Source organism: Mycobacteriales bacterium (assembly GCA_035550055.1).
Classification (GTDB): domain Bacteria; phylum Actinomycetota; class Actinomycetes; order JAFAQI01; family JAFAQI01; genus DASZTV01.
Genome location: DASZRO010000068.1, coordinates 1 through 3,773 on the forward strand (window position 1 = coordinate 1; position 3,773 = coordinate 3,773).

Sequence of the window (3,773 nt, forward strand, 5' to 3'; positions counted from 1 at the left end):
CCGCAGCGCGACGCAGATCGACGCTGAGGCGCTGGCGGCAGGCACTCGGCTGAAGGTCGTCGCCCGCGCCGGCGTCGGGCTGGACAACGTCGACGCCGACGCCGCGACCGCCCGCGGCGTACTCGTGGTCAACGCGCCGACGTCCAACATCACCTCCGCGGCCGAGCACGCGGTCGCGTTGCTGCTGTCGGCCGCACGCAACATCCCGGCGGCCAACGCGAGCCTCAAGTCGGGGGAGTGGAAGCGCAGTTCCTTCACCGGCGTCGAGGTGGTCGACAAGACCGTCGGCGTCGTTGGGCTCGGCCGGATCGGTGTGCTGTTCGCACAACGGATGGCGGGTTTCGGCGTGCGCCTCGTCGCGTACGACCCGTACGTTCCCGCCGCCCGCGGCGCTCAGCTCGGCGTCGAGATGATGAGTCTCGACGAGGTGCTTGCGCAGAGCGACTTCATCTCGATCCACTTGCCGAAGACCAAGGAGACCGCAGGTCTGATCGGCGAGCGTGAGCTCTCGCTCATGAAGCCCGGTGCGATCCTGGTCAACGCCGCTCGAGGCGGTCTGGTCGACGAGCAGGCGCTCGCGCAGGCCCTCAAGGAGGGCCGGATCGGCGGCGCGGCGGTCGACGTCTACGCGACCGAGCCGTGCACCGACTCGCCGCTGTTCGCCGAGCCGAAGGCGGTCGTCACGCCGCATCTCGGCGCGTCGACGGCCGAGGCGCAGGACAAGGCGGGACTCGCGGTCGCCCGGTCGGTGAAGCTGGCGCTCGCCGGCGAGCTGGTCCCCGACGCGGTCAACGTGCAGGGCGGCGCGCTCGCCGAGGAGCTGCGGCCCAGCCTGCCGCTCGTCGAGCGACTCGGGCGACTGTTCACCGCGCTCGCGGCCGGCGTACCCACCAGTCTCGTCGTCGACATCCGCGGCGAGATCGCCGCGTTCGACGTGTCGATCCTCGAGCTCGCCGCGCTGAAGGGCGTCTTCACCGACGTCGTGGAGGAGCAGGTCACCTACGTCAACGCGCCGCTGCTGGCCAAGGAGCGCGGCGTGGAGACGAGCCTGACCTCGACGGAGGACTGCCCCGACTATCGCAACCTGCTCACGGTCCGCGGTGTGATGGCGGACGGCGGCGTCGTGTCGGTCGGCGGCAACCTGACAGGCCCGCGGATGGTGCAGAAGCTGGTCGGCGTCAACGGCTTCGACGTCGAGGTCGCACTCGCCGAGGACATGGTGTTCGTGACCTACGAGGACCGACCGGGGATCGTGGGCGCGGTCGGTCAGCTGCTCGGCCAGGCCGGGGTCAACATCGCCGGCATGCAGGTCTCGCGCAAGGCCGAGGGCGGCACGACGCTGATGGTGCTCACGGTCGACTCCGCGATACCGCCCGGCACGCTCGACGCGATCGCCGACGCGATCGGGGCTTCGCAGGTCCGTGCCGCCCATCTGCCCGTCGACTGAGCGTGGACAGTTCCGTCGTCCGGCTCGACACGCCGGATGGAGAGACGATCGCGGTCCACGTCATCGGCGAGGGCGAACCGCTGGTGTGCGTGCCCGGCGGACCGGCGCGCGCATCCGAGTACCTCGAGGACCTGGCCGGCCTTTCGGCGTACCGCCGGCTGTTGCGGGTCGACCTGAGAGGGACTGGCCTCTCGCCGCTGCCGGCGGACCGGGACTCGCTTGCCTTCCACCGGCTGGCCGACGACCTCGAGGTGGTACGTGAGGCCAACGCCCTCGAGACGGTGGACGTGCTCGCGCATTCCGCCGGAGGGTTCGTCACTCTCGCCTACGCGGCGCGGTATCCGCAGCGGCTCCGTCGCGTCGTGCTGGTCACCCCGTCCGGGAAGCCGTTCGGGGACGTCGGCAGCGACATCGCGGCGATTCGCGCGAGCCGTTCGGCCGAGCCCTGGTACGCCGAAGCGGCCGCCGTCGAGGCGGAGCTGAAGCTGATGCCGGAACGGATGAGGCAGCGCTTCGACCCACAGCTGCGGGTGTTCGGGTACGCGCGCTGGGACGACCGCGCCCAGGAGCACGCCGCGTCCACCGATCGCCAGATGTCGATGCGGGCCATGGCTGCCTTCGTGCCCGGCCCGGAGGTCGCCGCGGAGTTCGACCTGACCGAGCGGCTGAGGACGCTCACCGCCCCAGTGCTGATCCTGGTCGGCTCGCTCGACGGCATCACCGGCGTGAAGGCCGGACACCTGATCGCGGACATGCTGCCCAACGCAACGGTCGTCGAGCTGCCCCACGCCGCGCACAACCCGTGGGTCGACTGTCCCGAGGAGTTTCGGGACGCGGTGCTCAGCTTTCTCGGATAGCGGCGAGGAGCGCGCCGGTCAGTGATCGATCGGCCGCGTTGGACATGCTCAGCGCGATCCGGGTCGCGACGTCGCCGAACCGCTCCTTGATGCCCGCCGCACACTCCTTCGGCGTACCGACGACGGTGAGGGTCCGCAGCATCGTGTCGTCGATGAGCTCGCCCATCTGCTGCCACTGACCGAGCTTCGACAGTCGGTTGAGCTCCGGCTGCAGGTCTTCCCATCCTTCGGCTTCCAGCACCGGTCGGTACGACGGCGTCGAGCCGTAGAACGCGAGGCGCATCCGGCTCGCCTGCGCCGCTGCGGCCAGTTCCTGTTCGTCGCGGCCGCAGGTGACCATCGCCTCGAGCACGAGCTCGAAGCGACTGTCCGCGGCGCCCCGCGCCGGACGGCCGGCCGCTGCCAGCCCGGCGTCGACGGCGGGCAGGGTGCGCTCGGTCAGGTGACGCCGGCTGTTGAACGGATGGGTGAGCAGACCGTCGGCGACCTCGGCCACCATCTGGGTCATCTTCGGCCCGAGTGCGCCGAGCAGGATCGGCGGGGGCCCGTACTCGTTCGGGCCTGGATCGAAGGTCGGCGTCATCAGGGTGTGGGAGGTGTAGGTGCCGCGGTAGTCGAGCTTCTCGCCGTACTGCCACGCCGCGAATATCGCGTGGATCGCCTCCACGCACTCGCGCATCTGCCCCAACGGCGACTCCCACCGAGCGCCGTACCGCCGCTCGACGTGGGTCTTGATCTGGCTGCCGAGACCGAGCCGAAACCGGCCGCGAGACAACGTCTGCAGGTCCCATGCCGAGTACGCCAGGGTGAGTGGCGATCGCACGAGCGCGATCGCGACGTTGGTCATCAGATCGAGGTCCGCACCGGAGCGCGCCGCCGCGACCAGCGGGAAGAAGGCGTCGTGGTTGCCCTCGAAGGTGAACGCGCCGTCGAAGCCGATCTCGGCAAGCTCCCGCGCCGCAACGTCCTCGTGGCCAAGCGGCGCAACGAGGTGGGCATCAATCGGCACCACGTCGGCAGGCTAGTGCGAAGTAGCACACAGACCGGGCCGTTCTCGGCGCTTTCACCTCCTGCGAGCCCAACGATATTGGTCACTCGAGGGGTGTTGAGTGACCAATATCGTTGGGCTCGACGCATTCTTGTCGGGTGAGTGACGCGACCGCGGTGGGCCCGACGTGGGTCTGCGTCGCGTGCCGGGCACGGGTCCCGCTGGCCGACGACGTGTGCCCTTCCTGCGGCTGGTCGATGCGCGCCGGCATGGCGGCCACGGCGGCGACCGCGGCGACCGCGGCGACGACGGCAACCGCGTCCGCGTCCGCGCGGAGCGGCCATGACTTCGCGCGATGGGGTTGGCTGCTGCGCGAGTTCGTCCTGCTCAACGTGCTGTTCATCCTGTGGCGGATCGTCGGCCACGTCTCGCTGTTCCATCGAGCCGGCGCCTTCGGTCGAGGCCGCTGGCTGTGGCACGC

General features: G+C 70.3%; 4 protein-coding genes. 3 read left to right on the forward strand and 1 reads right to left on the reverse strand.

What is annotated here, in order from left to right:
• The coding region (serA, locus tag VG899_10245) for a phosphoglycerate dehydrogenase (GenBank protein HWA66732.1) at nt 1–1,447 on the forward strand (1,447 nt) is incomplete at its 5' end.
• A 2-nt stretch (nt 1,448–1,449) separates the two neighbouring features.
• Nucleotides 1,450–2,304, forward strand: a complete 855-nt coding sequence (locus VG899_10250) for an alpha/beta hydrolase (protein HWA66733.1) — start codon at nt 1,450–1,452, stop codon at nt 2,302–2,304.
• Here the strand turns inward: VG899_10250 and VG899_10255 are convergent.
• Complete coding sequence (locus tag VG899_10255; protein HWA66734.1) at nt 2,288–3,313, reverse strand: TIGR03617 family F420-dependent LLM class oxidoreductase; 1,026 nt, start codon at nt 3,311–3,313, stop codon at nt 2,288–2,290. The two genes, VG899_10250 and VG899_10255, sit on opposite strands and share 17 nt — an antisense overlap.
• 137 nt (nt 3,314–3,450) lie before the next feature.
• Between VG899_10255 and VG899_10260 the strand changes: the two genes are divergently transcribed.
• Nucleotides 3,451–3,773 (forward strand): hypothetical protein (locus VG899_10260; protein ID HWA66735.1); only part of this gene is annotated, 323 nt, incomplete at its 3' end.